Here is a 20,572-nt window from a genome sequence, read left to right as displayed (position 1 = left end):
ATGGCGTTCCGTACGAGAAAGTTCGGAAAGGCCGGTCCGTGGTCAGCCGACGGGCAGCGGGGGCCTCGGGTCCGGTACGAAGCCATGCGTCCTGCGGGCCAGGTACCCGGCCTTGTAGCGGTCGACCTCACGGTGCCAGTGCAGGATGCCCGCCAGCCAGTTCTGCAGGTCGCGCACGTAGTTGTCCATGGCCTCGCGGGCCTCGGCCGACAGATCGAAGTCGTCGTACAGGACGGGCAGTTCATGGCCGATGATGTGCTCGAACTGCTGCATGCGCTGGGTCATCAGGTCGTGGATGATCCCGAGCCCGGTCGGGTAGTCGCAGCCGAAGAAGTTCTGCACGACGAGGATCGCGTTGTGCAGCTCCCCCTCGTACTCGATCTCCTTCTGGTACGAGAAGACGTCGTTGGTCAGGCACGCGTAGTCCACCGCGGCGTTCTCCAGCGCCTGGACGGGGCCGGTGCGGTAGATCTCCGGCGGGATCGCGGGCCCCTGGCCCATGCGGCACAGGCTGAGGGTGAGGTCGGAGCCGAAGGTGGCGCGCCGCATCTCCAGATAGTCGACCGGGTCGGGGACGCGGTTCTGCAGCTGGTTGGACAGCTCCCACACCCAGCTCTCGGTCATCTTGTCCACCGAGTCGCGCAGGGTGCGACGCTGGCCGGGGGTCATCGAGGCGGTGGTGCGGGCCCAGAGGTCGATCAGGCCGCGCTCCATGCCGTTGAGGGGGACGACGGGTGTCGCCCCGCCGTCGACGGGCATGCAGGCCGACAGGCGGGCGGTGCTCAGCCGGGCGGCGGCCAGGTCGCGGCGGCCTCCGAAGACCAGCGGGTAGTAGTCGTCGCCGTAGGTGCCCCAGGCGAGCCAGTGGGCACTGAGATCGAGGGCCTCCGGTGTGGCGTCCGGGTCGAGCCCGGCCGAGCACAGCGGCAGGTCGTAGGCGGCGAGCTTGTCCTCGTCCCAGACGCCCTCCTCCAGCATGCCCATGCGGTGCATCCACGCGGTCAGTCGGGGACGGCACGCCTCCAGGTGAGGGCTCAGCTCGACCTCGTAGGGCATGTGGAAGTCGGGGATCAGCGAAGGTCCGACCTTCTGGAAGGGCACGTGCGCGTACGCGCGCAGACGTTCCGCGGCGGCCGAGGCGAGCAGTGCGCCGACGTCGGCCGCGGAGGTGCCGGGGCCGGCCGGCTTCCGCCAGGGCGCGACGGAGGTGGCGCCCTTGTTCATGTAGCGGCTGGAGCGCAGATGCCACTCGTGGCCGCCGGACTGCCAGTCCTGAAGTCCCTTGGTGTAGGCGGCCACCGCGGCCACCTCGTCGGGCCCGAGTCCCTTCTCCAGGGCGACGGCGGGCACTTCGGTGAGCGCGGTGTGCTCGAACTGGTGCAGCCGTGAGGTGAGGATGTCGTTGACGGTCTCGGCGGCCTCCTGGGTGGTGCAGCCGAAGAAGCGCTCCAGGACGAGCACGCCGTTGCTGTTCTCGCCCTCGTCCTCCACCTCCCGCTGGTAGGAGAAGAGGTCGTTGCGCAGGTGGACCGCGTCGGAGAAGGTCTCCATGAGCACTCTGAGCGGCCGGGTCCCGGCGACGGCGACGGGCACCTCCGCGGTCGCGTACTCCACGAGCCCCGAGGACCAGGGGGCACCGCCCACCTTGCGGCGCATCTCGATGTACTCGACCGGGTTGGCGATCCGGCCCTCGTTGATGTTGGACAGCTCCCACATGGACTCGTTGAGCAGATGCTCGGTGGCGACGGAGAAGCGCCGGCGCCAGTCGACGGACATCGACGGCACGGTGCGCTTCCACAGGTCGGCGAGGCCCGCCTCGACCGGGTTCTGCGGCTCCGGCATCGGGGCGGCCGGGTCCAGCGGCATGAACAGGGGCAGGCGGTCCAGGTGGGCCTTTCCGGCGGCGCGGTCCTGGGTGCGCTTGTACATGTCCAGGAAGTGGTCGTCGAAGAAGAACACCCACACGTACCAGTCGGTGATCAGCGAGAGGGCCGGGCCGTCGCAGTCGGGGTGGGTGTAGGCGCACAGGAGCCCGTAGTCGTGCGCCTCGAGGTCGGCCTGCTCCCAGACCCCGGAGCCCTCCAGCATGCCCATCTCGCGCGCCCACGCGGTCGAGTGGGCGCGCGCCTCGTCGACATGCGGGTTGAGCCGCGCGGGATGCGGCATGTAGAAGTGCGGGAGTTCGAACGGCTGCGTCATGGCGGGGGGCCTACCCGGGGCTTCTGAGAGCCATCCACCCGGCGGCAGATGATCACACCATCGCGTGAACCGGCGCCGAAACGGGGACCTTCCGCGGGTTCGCCCCGCATCTGGCGGCAACGCGAGTGGCGCCGGGCGAAGATGCTCCCCGTCCGGTCGACAGGACGTCCGCCGGATGGGCGCCGGATGTCCGCAGGACAACACCCGGACGCCCGCCGCCGCGCCCGGTCCGCACCCTTGCCGGGGCCCCGCGCGCGGGCCACGGTAGGCGCATGACCTCCTTCCTGCTGCCTCATGAAGTGCACGGCGACGGCGCCCACAAGGTGTTCGCCGTGCACGGCTGGTTCGCCGACCGGACCGCCTACGCCGCCGTCCTGCCGGACCTCGACCGCACCGCCTTCACCTACGCCCTGGTCGATCTGCGCGGCTACGGCCGCGCCAGGGACGCCGTGGGCTCCTTCACCACGACCGAGGCGGCCGTGGACCTGGTCGAGCTGGCCGACCGGCTCGGCTGGGACAGGTTCTCGGTGATCGGGCACTCCATGGGCGGGTCGGTGGCGCAACGGCTGCTGTCGGTCGCTCCGCACCGGCTGCGCCGGATCGCCGGCGTCTCCCCGGTCCCCGCCTCGGGGCTGCCCTTGTCCGGCGAGCAGGGCGCGCTGTTCACGGACGCGGCGCACAGGCCGGAGAACCGGCGCGCGATCATCGACTTCACCACCGGGGGCCGCCGCCCCGCCGCCTGGCTGGACCGGATGGTCGACCGCTCGCTGGAGTGCAGCGACGCCAAGGCGTTCCGGGCCTGGCTCGACTCGTGGGCGGGCGACGACTTCCGCGCCGACGTCGAGGGCAGCGAGGTGCCCGCGCTGGCGGTGGCCGGGGACCTGGACCCTGCGCTGTCCCCGGCACTGATGCGGCAGACATGGATGTCCTGGTATTCGCGCGCCGAACTGGCCGTCCTGGCCCGCGCCGGGCACTACGCCATGGACGAGACCCCGTTGGAGCTGATCCGCACGGTGGAGGACTTCCTGCGCGCGGACGCGACGGACGAGGGCGGGCCGGCGTGAGTGTGCGCGAGGCCCCGCCGGTGCCCGACGTCTTCGACCCGCGCCGGTATGCCGCCGGGGTGCCGTACGGCGACTACCGGGTGCTGCGCGACCACCACCCCGTGGCCCGGCAGGAGGAGCCGGAGATGCTGGGCTGGCCGGCGGGGCCCGGGTTCTGGGCGGTGACCCGGCACACGGACGTGGTGCGCGTGCTCAAGGACTCGGCGACGTACTCCTCCTATGTCGGCGCGACCCAGATCCGGGACCCGGCCCCGGAGGATCTGCCGTTCATCCGGCGCATGATGCTCAATCAGGATCCCCCGCACCACGGCCGGTTGAGGCGACTGGTGAGCCGGGCGTTCACGCCGGGACGCGTCGACCGGTTCGCGGCTCTCGCGCGCGAGCGGGCGCGCGATCTGCTCGACCGGGCGGTGGACGGGGCCCGGTCGGGCGACGGCACGGCCGACCTGGTCGCCGCCGTCACCGACGAGTACGCCCTGCTGAACCTCGCCGATCTGCTGGGTGTTCCGGAGAGCGACCGGCGGCTGCTGCTGCAGTGGACGCAGCGGGTCATCGGCTACCAGGATCCGGACGAGGCCCCGTCCCCGGTGCTGGACGGGGCGGGCAAGCCGGTGGATCCGCGGTCACCGGCGATGCTGGAGGACATGTTCGCCTACGCCCGGCAGCTGGCCGCACACAAGCGACGGCATCCCGCCGACGACATCATGACGACGGTCGCGGGCGATCCGGAACTCGCCGACGCCGAGCTGGAGATGTTCTTCTTCCTGCTCACCGTCGCCGGCAACGACACCGTGCGCAGCGCGGCCCCCGGCGGACTGCTGGCCCTGGCCGAGGACCCGGAGTCGTACGAGCTGCTGCGCGCCGGGAAGGCCGGCATCGGGGGCGCGGTCGAGGAGTTGCTGCGCTGGCATCCGCCCGTGCTCACGTTCCGCCGGACGGCCGCGCGGGACACCGAGCTGGCCGGCCGGCGGATCCGGGCGGGCGACAAGGTGGTCGTGTTCCACGCCTCGGCCAACCGCGACGAGCGCGTCTTCGCCGAGCCCGACCGGCTGGACCTCGCCCGTACACCCAACCCGCACGTCTCCTTCGGGGACGGTCCGCACGTGTGCCTGGGGGCCCACTTCGCCCGGTTGCAGCTGCGCCTGCTCTACGAGGAGGTGCTGCGCGCCCTGCCCGCCCCGCGCCCGGCCGGTCCGCCGGCGCGGCTGGTGTCGAATTTCATCAACGGCATCAAGTCACTTCCGCTGACCGTCGTCTGACGCGTTCACCTGGATCAGCGCATGGGTGCCGCCGGTGCGCCAGCGCTGGTCCTCCGCCGCGACCAGTGCGGCCTCGGTGGCTGCGGACAGGCCGGTGATCACGTCGGACTTCAGGGTGCGCAGGGCGGCGACCGGTCCGGGGAAGTGGGCGGTCACGTCCCGGAAGGGCGTGGTGGGCGGCCACAGCCGGTCGCCCACCAGCCGGCGGTAGTTGAGGTCGCCCTTGAAGAGCGTGAGCGTGGCCGAGGCGAACTCGGCGCGCAGGTCGTCCGGCAGGTCGGCGTAGGGCAGCGGTGAGGCGGAGAAGGGGTGGGCGCGTACAGTGAGGCGGCCGTCGGCCATGGCCGACCAGAGCCGGCGCCCGTACCCGGCGGCCGCGCCCGGGGCGGCGGCCAGGCGCTGCAGGGCGTCGACCACGTCGGCGGTCGTGGCGTCGGAGACGTAGTAGGGGTACGGCTTGACGTGCAGGACGGCCCGGCCGATCCGCCCCTCGGTGAGGAGATGGGCGATCAGGAGCAGGTCGGGGACGAGTTCGCGGCCCGCGTTGTCCGCGACCAGGCAGAGCGTGCCGGTGCCGGAGGGCGGCAGCAGCGCCCACAGGGTCTCGCTGTCGTCGGCGACCAGGGCGGGGGCCGGTTCCGCGGCCTCGGTGCCGACGGCGGAGAGGCGGAAGCCGAGGTCGGCACGGTTGCCCCACAGCGAGCCGTGCAGCAGGGCGTCGGCCCGCTCCCGCTCCGGCCGGTCCTGGAGCGCGTCGAGCGCGGCGAGTTCCTCGTCGGTCTCCGGGGCGTCGAGTTCGGCGCGTTTGAACGGGCGGAAGGGGTCGATGCCCTGCCAGGCGCCCGGGCCGACATAGCCGACGGCGTCGAGCAGCCGACGGTAGAAGTAGCTCTCGGACCACAGCCAGGGCACGTCGAACCAGGACCGTCCGGCATAGCCGTCCAGCCCCCAGGCACGCCATCGGTCCCGGTCGCCCGCGTCCTCGGGCAGCGGCTCGATCACGCCTGCCGTGCAGCTCTTCAGCAGCTCGTCCAGCGCGCGGTGCTGCCCAGGGCCGTACGGGAAGGCGTCCCGGACCTGTCGGATGATCGCGGGATGCCGCTCGGCCAGCACACTGTGCGGGAACGAGCCTGGTTCGTTGCCGAGGAGCACGGGCGCGGCGGGGGTGGCGGGCATGCCCGTCACGGTACCGCGCGCGGTCAGCCCGCTCTGATCTCACGCTCCAGCTGCGTGGCGAGGGTCAGATAGCGGGGGCGGCGGTGCACCGGCACCAGGCCCCGGACCATGAGGAGCCACATCTCCGCCACCCTGCGGGGCAGTCGCCCGACCGGTTCGAGCGAGCGGCCGGCGACCCGGGTGCCGACGAAGAAGCAGACGAGGGAATGAGCGACCACACCTACGTCGATCTCGGTGTGCACGTCCGCCTCTTTGACGGCGCCGCCGAACTTCAGGGTGGCGAAGTCCAGCCACTCGGTGAAGGGATGCCTGAGCGGCGGCCGTACGGAGACGTCCGCCGTCGCGAGGCGGAGTCCGGCGCGCGGTACCGGGTCCTCCACGGCGAGCCTGGCCATGGCGAACGTCGTCCGCATCAGGGACTCCAGGGACGAGCAGCCACGACCCTCGCTGTCGGCCATGAGCTGCTGAGCCGCTTTGGCCTGGAGTTCCAGGATGGCGTGGGCCAGGTCCTCCTTGGCGGCGAAATGGAAGTACAACGCTCCCTTCGTCACCTGTGCATGCCCGACGATGTCACTCAGACTGGTGGATTCGTAGCCCTGCCGGTCGAACAGATCGGCGGCGGCCGTGATGATCGTCGCCCGGGTCTGCTCGGCGCGCAATTGCCTCGCCATCGACCTCACCCCTCCTCGCGGCTCGAACGAACGGGACACGCGGTTTGTTTTGCCCCCATGCCTACGATAACTCACCGGGCGACTTTGGGAGTCGGATGGGTGGACTTCTCATCGGACACGTGTAACTCGGGCGCCCGACACCAGGCACCAGCCCTTGCAAATTGCAAATGACCAGCAGCAAATGCCTTTGATCCACTGATGTTCAGCTGTTTCCGGAAGCCAACGCTCGGCGGTCTCCGGACGCCCGGTCGCCGACCTGCGGGGCGCGGGGGCCGCCCCGCCGGCAGGACCGCACGGTGGCCGCAGAAACAGCCCGACCGGTCTTGTCCATGACCGACCGGTCCTGCACCAGGCCGACCGGCTCCCCGACCGACCGCTCCCGAGCGGCCAGGCACGAGCCACCGGGCGCGGGGCGGGGCGCGGGGCGCGGGGCGCGGGGCGTGGGGCGCGGGGCGCGGGGCGCGGGGCGCGGGTGAACGCGGGCGGTGTGGCTCGCGTACTGGACGCGGCAGACCCCGTTCCCGCGCCCGCCGAGGAGATGTCCCGGATGACCCGGATGACCGCCCGCCTGAGCGTCACGGCGGCCGCTGCGGCGACCCCGCTCCTGCTCCTGCCGTGGACGGCGGGGCCCGCCCAGGCGCACGGCGCTCCGACGGACCCGGTCAGCCGGGTCTACGCCTGCTCCCCCGAGGGCGGCAGCGCGAACCGCTCGGCGGCCTGCCGGGCGGCGATCACCTCGAACGGCGCCCCCTTCACCGCGTGGGACAACCTGCGCGTGGCGGGGGTGAACGGCCGGGACCGTCAGGTGATCCCGGACGGCCGGCTGTGCAGCGGTAACCTGCCCGCCTACCGCGGCCTCGATCTGGCCCGGCGGGACTGGCCGGCGACCCGCCTGGCCCCGGGCGCCCGGCTGACGATGACGTACGCCTCGACGATCGCGCACACCGGAACGTTCCGGCTGTACCTCACCGAGCCCGGCTACGACCCGGCGAAGCCGCTGAAGTGGTCCGACCTGCCCTCGCGCCCCTTCGCCGAGGTCACGGACCCGCCGCTGACGGACGGGGCGTACCACATACCGGCGACGCTGCCCAAGGACCGGACGGGTCGTCAGATGTTGTACACGATCTGGCAGAACAGCAGCACGACGGACACGTACTACTCCTGCTCCGACGTGGTGTTCCAGGGCTCGGGCACGGGATCGGCGCAGGACTCGGGTACGGGAGCGAGGGGCACGAAGGCGCCCGGCGCCTCGCGGACACCGGGCGGCGCGCACCCCGCCCCGACGGCGGCGGAACCCTCCTCGGCGAGTTCGACTCCCGTGGCGGAAAAGGCAAGTTCATCACCCGCGGGCACCGCCGAGGCCGGCACACCGGTGGCCGAGACGACCCGCTCCGACGCGGGCCCCTCGGCTCCGTTGCTGGCGGGCGGCGCCGCCGCGGTGCTGGTACTCACCGGGGGCGCCGCCCTGGTCCTGCGTCTGCGACGACGCTGAACCTTTTTTTGCGTGCAGGGCCACTGGTCCCGCGTCAGTTGACGTAGACCTGGGCGCCCGCGTCGGTGACCGGGGCGTACTTCGCGGTGAAGTAGCCGCTGGCGAAGCAGAGCGACGAACCGGAGGACTTCGTGAACTGCTGGTTGGTGAAGGTGATGCTGCTGTCGCTGTTGTCGGTCTTCCCGGTCAGGCTCGGCGCCTGGTAGACGCAGGTGATGGTGCCCAGCAGGGTGCGCAGCTTGACCGTGGTCTGGATGGTGGAGCCGGCGGCCGGCGAGACGGTGAGGGTGCCGTCGGAGGCCACCGTCGCGGTGTAGGGCAGATGGTCGACGGTGATACCGCTGACACCGAGCACACCGGTGACGTTGCTGGTGCAGCCGGCACTGGCGAAGGTGTGCCCGGTGACCGACTCGGTGGCCGAGCCGGGGGCGGCCGGGTTGCTCGCGACTGTCGCGGTGAACTGGGACGACGTACAGGTGACCCCGCTGGTGCCGGTCGCGCTGGAGTAGAGCGTCGCGGAGGTGCCACTGGCCAGCGGTGCGGTCAGGGTGTCGCCGACCGCGGCGGCGGTGCCGCCGGCACTGCCCGTGGTCAGAACGGCCGTGCCGTCGGCGGAGGCGGGGACGGCCGCGGCGACGGTGAGCGCGGTGACGGTTCCGGCGAGGGCGAGGAGGGAGCGGTTGCGCATGCGGGTGCCTCTTTCCTGAGGTGGGGGCAAGGTGAGGTGAAGTGGGGGGTGGTGCTGCGCGTGGGGGCGGTGACGGGGCATGGGGGGACGCCGCCGCTGCCGGTCCGTGACGCCTTCTCCGTACGTGACGGACCGGCAGCGGCGGCGGATCGGGCACCGGCCGAAGACCTCGGGGGCGGGCCTCCGACCGGGCCGGACAGGGAGCGGCCGGGCACGGGCCGGGGGACGGCCGATCGTGCCGGTGCCGCGCTGGTGCGGAGCGATTGCTGGGGAAGGCCGGGAAGCGGCGACACCGCTCGGCGGATCCGGCGCCACGGATCCGAGGGAAACCAGGGAGAGTTGTAGACCCGCTCAACCATCAACGTCAAGGCGCCGCAAGGGAGTTGCTGTTGTCGACGCCCGGTCCGATACCTCTTTCCGATCGCCTCAGTCGGCCCCCGCGCACATCCAACACCCTTTTTTCACAACTCCCTTGACCCTTCAAAGTAACCGGCGGTAACTTCCTCGCAGGCTACTGCCGCGTAGTGAGAAAGCCCTTGCATCCGTCGGGAGTGCGAGGAGGCGTGCGCGTCAGCCGCTGTCCGCGCCAGGACAACGCGCCACTGAAGCCCAACCCGCATTTGATCTATGCCTATGGGAGCAGACATGGCCTCGTCCCCGGACTTCTCGTCCGCCGACAACACCCCCGAGAACCCAGAAAGCGGTTCACCGTCCGACGTATCCGCCGCATCCGGGACCGCCGGCGGCGAGAGACGGGGGCGGGTCCGGCTGCGCAGGGCCGCGGTCATGGCGGTGCCCGCCACCCTGGTCGCCGCGGGCCTTGCGATCCTCACCGCACAGGGGGCGCTGGGGGTCCAGTTCGCGATCTCGGGCATGCCGTTCACGGTCACGGCGACGGATCTCGACGGCACCGGCTTCGAGCAGTTCGGCGGCCTCGACAACATGGCGGACGGCAGCCCGAACGCGGGAGACACCGGCGGGCAGGTGCTCGTCATCACCTCCGCGATCAAGAACGCCACGCTCACCAAGCTGTGCCAGAGCGTGGACCTCGGCGGCACCAACCTGCTCATCACCGCGGGCGGTGGCGAACAGAAGGTGACCGCGAGCGACCTCACCACCGACTCCACCGAGCTGTCGGGCAACGCTGCCTTCAACAACATCGAGATCGGCAACGACGCCAGCACTCTGAACAAGGCGAACGCGAAGGGCCCGATCGGCGTCTTCAGCCAGCAGGCCGACACCGTGCACATCGGCGACCTGCGGCAGACCAACTACGCCACCACGGCCGGCGTGTTCAAGCTGCCCGGTCTCAGGCTCCACTTCAGTGACTCGGGTTGCTGATCCGATGCCGGAGCGTCCACGTCAGGCGCTGAGGCCCGCCTTCCGCGGATGGCGGGCCCGCCGGCCGTTCTGGGGCGGGCTGCTGCTGGCCCTGGGCGGCGGTGAGATCCTGCTCACCGAAAAGGCCTCGATGAAGGTCGTGATGCACATCGGCATGCAGGGCCTGGCCGGCTATCTGCTGCCGGCCCTGATGGTGCTGCTGGGCCTGCTGGTCCTCTTCAACCCCGGCCAGCGGCTCTTCTACTCCCTCACCGGCATCCTGCTCTCCCTGGGCACCTGGCTCACCTCGAACCTGGGCGGCTTCTTCATCGGCCTTCTCCTCGGCGCCACCGGAAGCTGTCTCGCCTTCGGCTGGCTCCCCGACCAGGAGCCCCGCGTGAGCCGCCGCCGGCGCCGCAAACAGGCCCGGGCCGCGGCACAGAGCCTGGCAGAAGGGGCGGGGGAACCCGCCTGAGGGGCCGCGGTGCGACCATCACCATGTCCTCGAACGAATGACGCGGGAACTTCATCCCCGGTCCCGTCCGTCGGAACTTATCGGCCACCTCATGAGTTTCTACGTTGTTGTAGAAGTTCATGTGAGCGTTGCCGTAGACGTTCCTGCCGAAGCAATCGACCGTGGATATGAGGAGTTCGCATGGCCCTGTGGGACCGCGTCAAGGAGTCGGCGTCGCAGATGCAGACCCAGCTGGTGGCGAAGAAGAACGACCTGAAGAGCGGTGCCTTCCGCGACGCGAGCATGGCGATGTGCGCGCTCGTGGCCGCTGCCGACGGCACCGTCGACCCGGCGGAGCGGCAGCGGGTGGCCCAGCTCATCGCCACCAACGAGGTGTTGCAGAACTTCCCGGCGGACGACCTCAGGCGCCGCTTCGAGGAGAACCTGAACAGGCTGACCACCGACTTCGACTTCGGCAAGGTGAGCGTGCTCCAGGAGATCGCCAAGGCGAAGAAGAAGCCCGCCGAGGCGCGCGCCGTGGTGCAGATCGGCATCGTCATCGGCGGCGCGGACGGTGACTTCGACAAGACCGAGCAGGGCGTGGTGCGCGAGGCGTGCTACACGCTCGACCTGCCGCCGCACGAGTTCGACCTCTGATCCACCGGCGTCCCGGTGACCGGGAGGATGGGGGCATGCTCGACGATCTCGACCGTGCCCTCATCCACGCCCTGCACATGGACGGCCGTGCGCCGTTCAGCAGGATCGCCGCGGTGCTCGGCGTGTCGGCGCAGACCGTTGCCCGTCGTTACCGCAGCCTGCGCACCGGGGCCGGGCTGAGGGTGGTGGGCCTGGCCGATCCGCACCGGGCAGGACGCACGCAGTGGCTGGTGCGGCTCACCGCGACGGCCCGGTCCGCGCAGGACATCGCCCAGGCGCTGGTACGGCGGCCGGACACCTCCTGGGTGAAGCTCACCTCGGGCGGGACCGAGATCACGGCGGTGATCCACGCTCCGGCCGCGGACGCCTCGCCCGACTCGCTCCTGCTGCGGGACATCCCGCGCACCGGCGGCATCACCTCCGTGTCCGCGCACTGCCTGCTGCACACCTATCTGGGCGGCCCGGCGAACTGGCGGCGCAGCGCCCAGGCTCTGGACGAGAAACAGCAGGCGGCGCTGGCCCACCGCATCACCGCGGAAGGGGTACGCCAACCCGAGCAGGGCGACACGGCGTTGCTGGCGGCGCTGGAGAAGGACGGCCGGCTCGGCCAGGGTGAGCTGGCGCGGGCTACGGGATGGTCGCCCGCCACCGTGGCCCGGCGGCTGGCCGAGCTGCGGGCGGCGGGCGCGCTGTTCTTCGACGTGGAGGTCGACGCCGGGCTGTTCGGGGTGCGGGCCAGGGCGCTGCTGTGGCTGTCGGTGCGCCCGGCGGACCTGGAGGAGGTCGCCGTCGCCCTTTCCGGCCACGACGAGCTGGCCTTCGTGGCAGCGACCACGGGGCCGACGAACCTGGTCGCCCAGGCGCTCTGCCGCGACCCGGCCGACCTGCACCGCTATCTCACCCGGCGGCTCGGCGCGCTGCGGGCGGTACGGACGCTGGAGACGAGCCCCGTGCTGCGCACCCTGAAGGCGGCGAGCCCGTCACTGACGGACCTGGCCCGGCTGCGCCGCGGACCCGGCTGACGCCGACGCCTCCGTGCCCCGCGGTCGACCGGGGCGAGCAGGCCGTCCTCGGCACTTTCAGGGCCGGTCCGGCGCACCCACCCGGACGCTCGCGGCCATGCACACCCCCACGAGCCCCATCGCCACCCAGCACGCGGCCGCGGCGGCGTGCGGTGCCGCAGCCCGGCCGCCGGTCCCCGCACCGGCGAGGTACACGCTGCCGAGCACCGCCACGCCCATGGTGGCCCCGAGTTGCTGGACCGCGTTGAGCAGCCCGGCCGCCGAGCCGACCTCCTGGGGGCGCAGCGGATGCAGGGCGAGAGTGAAGAAGGCGGGCGTGAACAGACCGGCACCGAGGCCGACCAGGGCGAGGCAGGGCAGCAGCGCGGCCGGGTAGTGACCGGGCGCGGCCGTGCGGTAGGCCCCGGCGGCGGCGAGCAGGCCCGCGAGCAGTGTGCCGAGCCCGTACGGCATCACCCGGCGCCCGTACCGCCGTACCAGACGAGCGCCGGCGAGCCAGGAGGCGACCGCGAGACCGGCCGACCAGGGGATCAGGCTCAGGCCCGCCGCCAGCACGCCGGTGTGCGCGCCGAGCTGGAGCTGGAGGACGACCACCGTGGTCATTCCGCTGGTCACCGCGAAGAAGGCGGTCGAGGCGACGAGGGCGGCGGGAAAGCCCCGGTGGGTGAAGAGGCCGGGCTCCAGCAGGGGCCGGGCCGAGCGCCGCTGGTGCCGTGCGAAGCCGGCGAGGGCGAGCAGTCCGGCGAGCATCAACGCCCAGCGCCGCACGGTGAGTTGGGTGACATCGGCGCCGATGAGGGGGTACACGACGAGCCCGGTGCCGGCCGCCGCCAGCGCCGTACCCGGCCAGTCGAGGGCCGGCCGGACCGGTGCCCGGTCCTCCGGGAGCAGCGGGGCGAGGGCCAGGACCATCGCGGACACGGGCACGTTGACGAGGAACGCGGCCCGCCAGGAGGAGCCGAAGAGATCGGCGTGGGTCAGGACACCGCCGAGGACGGGCCCGCAGACGGCGGCGAGGCCCATCACGGGGCCTATGCTGCCCAGCGCCTTCGCCGTCTCCTCCCCCGAGAACATCGCCTTGATCAGCCCGATGGTCTGCGGGATGATCAGGGCCGCCGCCGCGCCCTGCACGGCCCGGGAGGCGATCAGCAGGCCCGCCGTGGGTGCCAGGGCACAGGCCGCCGAGGCCGCCGTGAAGGCCACGACCCCGAGGACGAACAGGCGGCGCCGGCCGGCGAGGTCGCCGAGCCGGCCGCCGGTGATCAGCAGCACCGCGAACGGCAGGGTGTAGGCGGTGCCGAACCACTGGACGTCGGAGACCGAGCCGCCCAGATCGGCGTGGACGGCGGGTGCGGCGACCTGGACGACGGTCGCGTCCAGCAGGTTCATCGCCTCGCCCAGCAGCAGGGCGGCCAGGGCGGGCCAGCGCCATCGGTGGGCCTCGGCGGGCCGCACGCGTTCCGTGGTCATGGGGTTCCTCTCGCACTCGACACGCGCCGGCCCGGACGGGCCGGCAGGGGTCAGCGTGCGAGTGCGAGGGAGGCAGGCTCCAACCAGACGGGAAGGTATGAGGAATTCTTCCCTCGCGCCTGTCCCCGGTGCAGAAAACTCACGTGCCGGGCGGCTGCCGCCCACCGCAGGAATGCGAGCGCGAACCAGGCAGGGAAAGGTGCGGGATCCTTCCCTCGTACCCGTCCCCGGTGCGGGGACCTCACACCCCGGGCGGCTACCGTCCCTCGTCCGGTGCGTCGAAGCGGGCCAGGTCGCGGAGCCAGGCCCGGGCCGTGCTGTCCGACGGGGCGCGCCAGTCGCCGCGCGGCGAGAGGGAACCGCCGGCCGAGACCTTCGGTCCGTTCGGCATGGCCGAGCGCTTGAACTGCGCGAACGCGAAGAAGCGGCGGCAGAAGACCTCCAGCCAGCGCCGGATCTCCGGCAGGTCGTACGCCACCCGCTCGGACTCGGGGAAGCCGGGCGGCCAGGCGCCGGCCTCCCGGTCGTGCCAGGCGTGCCAGGCCAGGAAGGCGATCTTCGACGGGCGGAATCCATGGCGCAGCACATGGAAGAGGGTGAAGTCGTGCAGCGCGTAGGGGCCGATCTTCGACTCGGTGGACTGCAGTTCCTCGCCGGGCACCAGCTCCGGGCTGATCTCCGTGTCGAGGATGGCAGCCAGCGTCCGGCCGGTCCCCTCGTCGACCTGGCCGCTGCTGACGACCCAGCGGATCAGGTGCTGGATCAGCGTCTTCGGCACACCGGAGTTGACGTTGTAGTGGCTCATCTGGTCGCCCACGCCGTAGGTGCACCAGCCGAGCGCCAGTTCCGAGAGGTCGCCGGTGCCGAGCACGATGCCCCCGCGCTGGTTGGCCAGCCGGAACAGGTAGTCGGTGCGCAGCCCGGCCTGCACGTTCTCGAAGGTGATGTCGTACACCGGCTCACCGGACGCGAACGGGTGGTCCATCTCCTGCAGCATGAGCCGTGCGGTCGGTGTGATGTCCAGCTCGGCCGCGGTGACGCCGAGCGCGCGCATCAGCTGGTGGGCGTTGTCCCTGGTGTGCTCGCTGGTGGCGAAGCCGGGCAGGGTGAAGGCCAGGATGTCGCTGCGCGGGCGGCCCGCGCGGTCCATCGCCCGGGCGGCGACGATCAGCGCATGCGTGGAGTCGAGGCCGCCGGACACCCCGATGACGACCTTGGGGCCGCCGATCGCAGCGAGCCGCTGCTGCAGGGCGGCGACCTGGATGTTGTAGGCCTCGTAGCAGTCCAGCGCGAGGCGGTCGGGGTCGGCGGGCACGAACGGGAGGCGTTCGACGCGGCGCCGCAGACCGAGGTCGGCCGTAGGCGGGTCGAGCCGGAACGGCACCCTGCGGAAGCCGCCGGTACGGGCGGCGTGGGTACGACGGTTGTCGTCGAACGTGCCCATCCGCTGCCGCTCCTGACGCAGCAGGTCGAGGTCCACGTCGGCCACCGCGATCTGATCGTCGAGCGGGAACCGCTCGGTCTCGGCCAGCAGCGCGCCGTTCTCGTAGATCATGGTCTGGCCGTCCCAGGACAGGTCGGTGCTCGACTCGCCGAGTCCGGCCGCCGCGTAGACGTACGCGGCGAGGCAGCGCGCGGACGCCGAGCGGCACAGCAGCCGCCGGTCCTCGGCGCGGCCGACCGTGATCGGGCTGCCCGAGAGGTTGGCGAGCACGGTCGCCCCGGCCAGCGCCGCCTCCGCGCTCGGGGGCACCGGCACCCACATGTCCTCGCAGATCTCCGCGTGCAGCACGAGGCCGCGGACGTCCTCGGCCTCGAAGAGCAGGTCCACCCCGAACGGCACGGTGGCGTCGGCCACCCGGATCGTGCCGCCGCGCTCGTCCTCGCCCGAGGCGATCTGCCGCCGCTCGTAGAACTCGCGGTAGTTCGGCGGGTAGGACTTGGGCGCGACACCGAGGATCCGGCCGCGGTGCACGATCACCGCGCAGTTGTAGATCCGGTGACGGTGGCGCAGCGGGGCGCCGACGACCAGCACCGGCAGCAGGTCCGCCGACCCGGCCACGATGGTCTGGAGCGCCTCTTCGACCTGGTCGAGGACCGCGTCCTGCAGCAGGAGGTCCTCGATCGAGTAGCCGGTCAGACAGAGCTCGGGGTAGACGGCGACGGCCACCCCCTCCTCGGCGCACCGGCGCGCCTGTCGCAGGACGGCCTCGGCGTTGGTGTGCGGGTCGGCGATGGCGGAGTGGCCCGTACACGCGGCGATGCGTGCGAAGCCGTGCTGGTAGATCGACCAGAAGTTCAACGGGGCTTCCTCAGGAGAACACGACGGATGGACACCTTGCAGTGGATCACATCCGGGGCGCGCGCCGTCGCCGGCCGACCCTCCGCGCTCACGGCTGCACGAGTCGGCCGGACTTCGGCGCTCACAGCTGCACGCCGGGCCTCGGCGCCCACAGCTGCACGAATCGGGCGGCCCCTCGTGCTCACAGCTGCACGAGTCGGCCGGGCCTCGGCGCGCGCGGCTGGGCGGGCCGGGGCAGGAGGCCGGCCGCCGTCGTGATGTCGCCGGTCAGCGGGCGGCCCTCGGTGCCGGCCGGCAGGGCGGCGGCCGCGACGGTGGAGGGCCGGCCGGCCCGGGGCAGGGCCGCAGGGCGTGCACAGGAGCACCGTACGCCTCCGTACGCCTCCGTACGCCTCCGCAGCACCGTCGGCGGGGCGGACCGGCGCGGCCGGTCCGAGGCCGGTGCCGTCGAGCACGACGCGGGTGCCCCCGGCCTCCGGGGACACCCGCGTCGTCGTGGCCACGGTCGCGCCCGTGCCGCGGTCGGTCAGCCGAGGCCGGCGGACTTCAACCAGGCCCTGGCGACGTCCATCGGTCAGCCGAGGCCGGCGGACTTCAACCAGGCCCTGGCGACGTCCATCGGTCAGCCGAGGCCGGCGGACTTCAGCCAGGCCTTGGCGACGTCCAGCGGGTCCTTGTTCTGCGACTGCACCTGGGTGTCCAGGTCCAGCAGGGTCGTCGTGTCCAGCTTGACGGAGACGGCGTCGAGCGCGTCGGCGCCCTTCTGGGGCAGGGCGCCCTTGTGGACGAGGGGCTGCACGTTCTCGTAGCCGAAGAGGTTCTTCGGGTCCTGCAGGACGACGAACTTCTGCTTGGTGATGGTCGGGTCCGTGGTGAAGATGTCCGCCACCTGCACGGCGTCCTTCGTCAGCGCCGCCTGGGTGAGCGGGCCGCCCGCGTCCAGCGCCTTGAAGGACTTGAACTCCAGGCCGTAGACGTCCTTAAGGCCGACCAGGCCCTGCCGGCGGGTCTGGAACTCCGGCGAGGCGCCGATGGCCACGTCCTTCGCGACGTCCTTCAGGTCGGCGATGGAGGACTTCTCGGTGAGGTGGTACTTCTTCGCGGTGCTCGCGTTGACCGTGACCGAGTCCTTGTTCTGCGCGGGCGAGGGCTTGAGCAGGCTCAGCTTGGAGTCCAGCTTGGCCTCGATGGCGGACGTGGTCTCCTCGACGGTCTTCGGGGCCGCCTTCTGGTCGAGGTAGGCCAGCAACGCGCCGTTGTACTCGGGCAGGACGGAGACCGAGCCGTTCTTGAGCAGACCGTAGGTGGTCTCGCGGCTGCCGATGTTCGGCTTGTAAGTGACCTTGATTCCCTTGGCCTTGAGGGCCTCGCCGTAGATGTCCGCGAGCAGGATGCTCTCGGCGAAGTTGTTGGATCCGACGACGACGGTGTCGCCGCCGGCCTTGTTGTCCGAAAGGGGGTCGTCGCCCTTGCCGTCGGAGGAGCTACAGCCCGCCAGCAGGGCCGTGGCCGCCGCAAGGGCGACCGCCGCCGCGCCTCGGTTCCTCCGGATGGGCCTGCTGATGCGCTTGGTGAAAGTCACCCATTGATCCAATCCAGCCAGTTCTAGACCAGTCAAGTGCATCCAGGTCACTGATTGGCTTCGATCTGCGATCAGTTGGCAGCGCCTTGTAACGGATTCTTGATAAAAGCCGTGCTCATTGACGCTTCAAGGACGCGGTAGTCTCACGGCAGTTGAAATCGGTCACAGCGGTGCACGGGGCCCGCTTCCGCCACAAGGCACCCCCCGAAGGAGGCCAGGTGTCCACGAACCAGGTGGACGCGCCCGCCCGGCATGCCCCGGTACACAGCGGTGTGCGGGGCTTCGCCGACCGCTGGCCCTTCCGGCGCAAGCTCAACCTGCTCGTCGGCATCCCGCTCGCCGTCGTCGCCGTCCTGCTGTGGTACCCGGTCACCGACCTGATCCAGCAGTCGGACAGCGCCGGATCGGCGGCCCGGCTGGTTCGGGACAGCGCACAGGTCGCCCGGCTGATGGACCGTGTGGAAGCCGAGCACCAGCAGGCGATCCTGCTCTCCGCACGCCATGAATCCGGCTACTCCAAGCCCTCGCTCGCCACCTACCGTGCCGCGCAGGAGGCGGTGGACGACCAGGTGAAGAAGGTGCGCGACACCTTCGGCGACCGGCTGCCGGACGCCGAGAAGCAGGCACTGAGGGATGTCGAAGGCCTGTCCAGCCTGCGCCAGAGCGTGGAGCGGGGCTATCTCCCGGCCGACAACATCGACCCCGCCTACACGGACGCGGCGAGCGGGGTGATCGACGGTCTGGGGCTCGACCGCAACACCACCCTCGCGACCACCTTCACCGGCAACCTGCTGGACTCCCTGCTGCGCACGGACGCCGCCCACGGCGCCTTCGAGACCAGCGTGTTCTCGGCGACCACCGGGGACACCAACGCGCTGATCGAGTTCACCAACGCGGTCGGCTCCTACGACCTCTACGCCCACCAGTCGGACCGCTTCTCCCGGTTCGCCACCGAGGACCAGGCCCGGCAGCTGGCCGGCATCGACCACACCCCCGCCCAGCTGAAGATCGCCGAGTCGTACGCCGAGCTGCAGATCGACCCCACCCGACTGGAGGCGGGCAGCCGGGAGGAGATACGCCGGGCCGTCCAGAGCGCGCTGGAGCACTACCCCGACTACCCCGAGCAGGCCGCCGCCCGGCTGAAGATGACCACCGCGCTGATCGGCCAGATCGCCGACCGCGCCGACGACGCCGCCTCCTCCGCGAAGTGGCGCGCGGGCCTGCTGCTGTGGTGCGCGGTCATCGGCTTCGCGCTGTGGATCGCCCTCGCGGTGCTGGTGCGCCGCTCGGTGATCCGGCCGGTGCAGGCGCTGACCGGGGCCGCGCGGGAGGTCGCCGACGTGGCCGGACGCGAACTGGCCCGGGTGGCCGACGACGACGCCGAGGACGACGGGCCGCCCCGGCTGCGGGACATGCCGGTCACGGCACGCGACGAGATCGGCGATCTGGCCGAGGCGTTCAACCGGGTGCAGACCACCGCCGGCGCCCTCCTGGAGCGCCAGGTGCTCAGCCGCCGCAACACCGCCGAGATGTTCGGCAACGTCGGCCGCCGCGTCAGCAACCTGACCACGCGCCAGCTCGCGCTGATCGATTCCGTGGAGCGCGGCGAGACCGACCCCGCGCTGCTGGAGCGCCTCTACTCCATCGACCACATCGCCGTACGCCTGCGCCGCAACGCCGACAGCCTGATGCTGCTCGCGGGCATCCGGGAGACCGGGCTGGACGACGGTCCCACGGCGCTGTCCAACGTCGTACGGGCCGCGCTCGGACAGATCGAGGGCTATCAGCGGGTACGGCTGTACGCCGCCTCGGACGCCCTGGTCGGACCGGACGTCATCGGCGACCTCACCCTGATGACGGCCGAACTGCTGGAGAACGCGGTGTCGTTCTCCCCCGAGGGCAGCCCCGTCGAGGTGACCGTGCGCTCCGGTGCCGACGGCGCGCACGTCGTCGTCACCGACCACGGCCTCGGCATGAGTGCCGAGCGCCTCGCCGAGGAGAACGCCCGCCTGATCCGCCGTGAACGCCTGGACCTGGTCCCGACGAAGGTGCTGGGCCTGTTCGTGGTCGGCGCGCTGGCCCGCCGCTGGGAGATCGGGGTCGAGCTGACCCACACCCCGGGCGGCGGCGTGACGGCCGAGGCGACCCTGCCGGCCGCCCTGCTGCTGACGCCGAGCCCGGTGGCGGAGCCGGTCGCCGTGGCACCGGCGGCGGCGGACGCCGCCTCCGGACCGGTACCGTCCGACTCCGCCGGGGAGCGGACCGGCGCCGCCGGCTCCCTGCCCCGCCGCCTTCCGAGCCGCGAGGCCGCCGTCCCCGGGGAGCGGCCGCAGCCCGTCCCCTCCGGCACCGCCCGCCCCCTGCGCCGCCGGGTGCGCGGGGCCACGCTCCGCACGACCGCCGGCACGACTGCCGGCACCGCCCAGGCCGTGCCGCAGGCGGCCCGCCCGCGTGACGCGGAGGCGGAGCGCAGCGAGCTGGAGGAGTTCGAGGCGGCGGTGGAACGCGCCCACCAGGACTGCGAGACCGGAAGCCACGCGCGACCCCACCCCGAGAGCGCTTCCGTCCTTCCGCCCGCGCCGACCCGGCGACCCCACCCCGAGGGCGACCCCGACCTTCCGCCCGCGCCGACCCGGCGACCCCGCCCCGAGGGCGACCCCGACCTTCCCTCCACGCCCACCCAGCCGCACGAGCAGAACCACCTTCCGGAAGGAGCCGAGCAGTGAGCACGTCGACAGGTGACACCCCGACGGGCGGCACCACGCCGACCGACCTGCAGGCAGCCGCAGCCGACTTCACCTGGCTGCTGCACCGCTTCGCGACCGAGACCGCCGGCGTCGTCGACGCCATCGCCGTCTCCTCCGACGGCCTGCTGATCGCCGTCTCCGAGCTGCGCGAGCGCGCCCACTCCGAGCGGCTCGCCGCGATCGTCTCGGGCATCACCAGCCTGGCCGCGGGCGCCTCCGGCAACTACGGCCTGGGCGGCCTGAACAAGGTCATCATCGATCTGGAGGGCGGCCATGTCATCGTCTCCGCGATCGGCAGCGGCGCCGTCCTCGGCGTGGTCGCCGACAAGGACGCCAAACTCGGCAACATCGCCTACGAGATGACGCTGTTCGCCAACCGCGCCGGTGGCGCGCTCAGCCCGCAGCTGGTGCTGGAGCTGAAGAACAGCGTCGGCGCCATCGGCTGAGACGTCCGCGCGGAGAGAAAGAG

16 protein-coding genes are annotated in these 20,572 nt (G+C 71.9%); 9 read left to right on the top strand and 7 right to left on the bottom strand.

Annotation, left to right across the window (positions count from 1 at the left end; translation table 11 throughout):
- Positions 1 to 42: 42 nt before the first annotated feature.
- Positions 43 to 2,199, bottom strand: coding sequence for a germacradienol/geosmin synthase Cyc2 (gene cyc2, locus ACZ7P3_RS33755; protein WP_472087490.1), 2,157 nt, complete (start codon positions 2,197 to 2,199; stop codon positions 43 to 45).
- A 272-nt stretch (positions 2,200 to 2,471) separates the two neighbouring features.
- Between cyc2 and ACZ7P3_RS33750 the strand changes: the two genes are divergently transcribed.
- Complete coding sequence (locus ACZ7P3_RS33750; protein ID WP_472087488.1) at positions 2,472 to 3,263, top strand: alpha/beta fold hydrolase; 792 nt, start codon at positions 2,472 to 2,474, stop codon at positions 3,261 to 3,263.
- On the top strand, positions 3,260 to 4,522 hold the full coding sequence (locus tag ACZ7P3_RS33745; RefSeq protein ID WP_472087486.1) for a cytochrome P450: 1,263 nt from the start codon (positions 3,260 to 3,262) through the stop codon (positions 4,520 to 4,522). The genes ACZ7P3_RS33750 and ACZ7P3_RS33745 overlap by 4 nt, the downstream gene beginning before the upstream one ends.
- Here the strand turns inward: ACZ7P3_RS33745 and ACZ7P3_RS33740 are convergent.
- A complete protein-coding gene (locus ACZ7P3_RS33740; RefSeq protein WP_472087484.1) occupies positions 4,499 to 5,698 on the bottom strand; it encodes a damage-control phosphatase ARMT1 family protein in 1,200 nt (399 codons plus the stop codon). The two genes, ACZ7P3_RS33745 and ACZ7P3_RS33740, sit on opposite strands and share 24 nt — an antisense overlap.
- 23 nt (positions 5,699 to 5,721) lie before the next feature.
- On the bottom strand, positions 5,722 to 6,369 hold the full coding sequence (locus ACZ7P3_RS33735; protein ID WP_472087483.1) for a ScbR family autoregulator-binding transcription factor: 648 nt from the start codon (positions 6,367 to 6,369) through the stop codon (positions 5,722 to 5,724).
- Between the two features lie 547 nt (positions 6,370 to 6,916).
- Here ACZ7P3_RS33735 and ACZ7P3_RS33730 point away from each other — a divergent pair.
- Positions 6,917 to 7,861 (top strand): lytic polysaccharide monooxygenase auxiliary activity family 9 protein, encoded by a 945-nt coding sequence (locus ACZ7P3_RS33730; protein WP_472087482.1) that lies wholly within the window; start codon positions 6,917 to 6,919, stop codon positions 7,859 to 7,861.
- Between the two features lie 34 nt (positions 7,862 to 7,895).
- Here ACZ7P3_RS33730 and ACZ7P3_RS33725 read toward each other — a convergent pair whose 3' ends face one another.
- Positions 7,896 to 8,549 (bottom strand): Tat pathway signal sequence domain protein, encoded by a 654-nt coding sequence (locus ACZ7P3_RS33725; RefSeq protein WP_472087481.1) that lies wholly within the window; start codon positions 8,547 to 8,549, stop codon positions 7,896 to 7,898.
- Positions 8,550 to 9,194: 645 nt separating this feature from the next.
- On the opposite strand from ACZ7P3_RS33725, the gene ACZ7P3_RS33720 reads away from it, so the two are divergent.
- The 4 genes from ACZ7P3_RS33720 (at position 9,195) to ACZ7P3_RS33705 (ending at position 12,002) form a co-directional block, all read left to right on the top strand.
- Positions 9,195 to 9,890 (top strand): DUF6230 family protein, encoded by a 696-nt coding sequence (locus tag ACZ7P3_RS33720; protein WP_472087480.1) that lies wholly within the window; start codon positions 9,195 to 9,197, stop codon positions 9,888 to 9,890.
- Between the two features lie 4 nt (positions 9,891 to 9,894).
- Entirely contained in the window at positions 9,895 to 10,344 is a 450-nt protein-coding gene (locus ACZ7P3_RS33715; RefSeq protein WP_472087478.1) for a DUF6114 domain-containing protein, read from the top strand.
- A gap of 180 nt (positions 10,345 to 10,524) precedes the next feature.
- Positions 10,525 to 10,980, top strand: coding sequence for a tellurite resistance TerB family protein (locus ACZ7P3_RS33710; protein WP_472087476.1), 456 nt, complete (start codon positions 10,525 to 10,527; stop codon positions 10,978 to 10,980).
- A gap of 35 nt (positions 10,981 to 11,015) precedes the next feature.
- Positions 11,016 to 12,002: an Lrp/AsnC family transcriptional regulator gene (locus tag ACZ7P3_RS33705; RefSeq protein ID WP_472087474.1), complete on the top strand. Its 987-nt coding sequence runs from the start codon at positions 11,016 to 11,018 to the stop codon at positions 12,000 to 12,002.
- Between the two features lie 57 nt (positions 12,003 to 12,059).
- On the opposite strand, the gene ACZ7P3_RS33700 is transcribed toward ACZ7P3_RS33705, so the two are convergent.
- The 3 genes from ACZ7P3_RS33700 to ACZ7P3_RS33690 all read right to left on the bottom strand — a co-directional run bounded on the left by ACZ7P3_RS33700 (position 12,060) and on the right by ACZ7P3_RS33690 (position 17,356).
- On the bottom strand, positions 12,060 to 13,472 hold the full coding sequence (locus ACZ7P3_RS33700; RefSeq protein ID WP_472087472.1) for an MFS transporter: 1,413 nt from the start codon (positions 13,470 to 13,472) through the stop codon (positions 12,060 to 12,062).
- A gap of 256 nt (positions 13,473 to 13,728) precedes the next feature.
- Positions 13,729 to 15,774, bottom strand: coding sequence for an NAD(+) synthase (locus ACZ7P3_RS33695; protein ID WP_472087470.1), 2,046 nt, complete (start codon positions 15,772 to 15,774; stop codon positions 13,729 to 13,731).
- 622 nt (positions 15,775 to 16,396) lie between these two features.
- Positions 16,397 to 17,356 carry an ABC transporter substrate-binding protein gene (locus ACZ7P3_RS33690; RefSeq protein WP_472087468.1) on the bottom strand — a complete coding sequence of 320 codons (960 nt, stop codon included), beginning with the start codon at positions 17,354 to 17,356 and terminating at the stop codon, positions 16,397 to 16,399.
- A 218-nt stretch (positions 17,357 to 17,574) separates the two neighbouring features.
- Here ACZ7P3_RS33690 and ACZ7P3_RS33685 point away from each other — a divergent pair, with 218 nt between their 5' ends.
- The gene (locus ACZ7P3_RS33685) at positions 17,575 to 20,082 is read left to right on the top strand and encodes a sensor histidine kinase (RefSeq protein WP_472087467.1); all 2,508 of its coding nucleotides are present in this window, start codon (positions 17,575 to 17,577) and stop codon (positions 20,080 to 20,082) included.
- On the top strand, positions 20,079 to 20,549 hold the full coding sequence (locus ACZ7P3_RS33680; RefSeq protein WP_472087465.1) for a roadblock/LC7 domain-containing protein: 471 nt from the start codon (positions 20,079 to 20,081) through the stop codon (positions 20,547 to 20,549). The genes ACZ7P3_RS33685 and ACZ7P3_RS33680 overlap by 4 nt, the downstream gene beginning before the upstream one ends.
- Positions 20,550 to 20,572 lie beyond the last annotated feature (23 nt).

The sequence above is a fragment of the Streptomyces sp. NPDC107581 genome (genome assembly GCF_055657175.1).
Note: the sequence above shows the minus strand (reverse complement) of the source record. Positions and strands in the feature narration are given on the sequence as shown.

What these genes read in the sequence shown, in the direction of transcription:
- cyc2 (WP_472087490.1), bottom strand. Translation starts at nt 2,199, where the DNA reads ATGACGCAGCCGTTCGAACTCCCGCACTTCTACATGCCGCATCCCGCG.
- ACZ7P3_RS33750 (WP_472087488.1), top strand. Translation starts at nt 2,472, where the DNA reads ATGACCTCCTTCCTGCTGCCTCATGAAGTGCACGGCGACGGCGCCCAC.
- ACZ7P3_RS33740 (WP_472087484.1), bottom strand. Translation starts at nt 5,698, where the DNA reads ATGCCCGCCACCCCCGCCGCGCCCGTGCTCCTCGGCAACGAACCAGGC.
- ACZ7P3_RS33735 (WP_472087483.1), bottom strand. Translation starts at nt 6,369, where the DNA reads ATGGCGAGGCAATTGCGCGCCGAGCAGACCCGGGCGACGATCATCACG.
- ACZ7P3_RS33730 (WP_472087482.1), top strand. Translation starts at nt 6,917, where the DNA reads ATGACCCGGATGACCGCCCGCCTGAGCGTCACGGCGGCCGCTGCGGCG.
- ACZ7P3_RS33725 (WP_472087481.1), bottom strand. Translation starts at nt 8,549, where the DNA reads ATGCGCAACCGCTCCCTCCTCGCCCTCGCCGGAACCGTCACCGCGCTC.
- ACZ7P3_RS33720 (WP_472087480.1), top strand. Translation starts at nt 9,195, where the DNA reads ATGGCCTCGTCCCCGGACTTCTCGTCCGCCGACAACACCCCCGAGAAC.
- ACZ7P3_RS33715 (WP_472087478.1), top strand. Translation starts at nt 9,895, where the DNA reads ATGCCGGAGCGTCCACGTCAGGCGCTGAGGCCCGCCTTCCGCGGATGG.
- ACZ7P3_RS33710 (WP_472087476.1), top strand. Translation starts at nt 10,525, where the DNA reads ATGGCCCTGTGGGACCGCGTCAAGGAGTCGGCGTCGCAGATGCAGACC.
- ACZ7P3_RS33705 (WP_472087474.1), top strand. Translation starts at nt 11,016, where the DNA reads ATGCTCGACGATCTCGACCGTGCCCTCATCCACGCCCTGCACATGGAC.
- ACZ7P3_RS33700 (WP_472087472.1), bottom strand. Translation starts at nt 13,472, where the DNA reads ATGACCACGGAACGCGTGCGGCCCGCCGAGGCCCACCGATGGCGCTGG.